Raw genomic sequence first — 313 nt, 5'->3', positions numbered from 1 at the left:
GGTGAGGAACTCCACAGCCTTCGTCATCGGGCCGATCATGGGTTCCAGCAGCGTCGCGCCGAACGCGGACAGTGAGGTCTTGAAGTTCGCAATCTTCGCCGGGAGGGTCTGCCCCATATCCTTCGCCAGCGACCCCGTGCCCTTATTGATAGCCGTGACGAAGTCCTCGAACGAAATCTTGCCGTCCGAGATTGCCTTCTTTACATCAGCCTGGGACATGCCCATGCTGTCCGCGAGGTACTTCGTCGCATTGACACCAGCGTCGGCCATTTGCGCCATGTCCTCGCCCGTGACCTTGCCCTGGGCGCTGATC

The 313-nt window shown here is 60.4% G+C and carries 1 protein-coding gene; it reads right to left on the bottom strand.

The annotated features are described in order from the left end of the window. On the bottom strand, window positions 1–313 hold a 313-nt coding region (locus ACTQX9_RS09600; RefSeq protein ID WP_441541401.1), incomplete at both ends, for a tape measure protein.

It is taken from the genome of Collinsella sp. LCP19S3_F2 (assembly GCF_052121015.1).
Taxonomy (GTDB): Bacteria; Actinomycetota; Coriobacteriia; order Coriobacteriales; family Coriobacteriaceae; genus Collinsella.
This window is presented reverse-complemented; position numbering and strand designations above follow the sequence as displayed.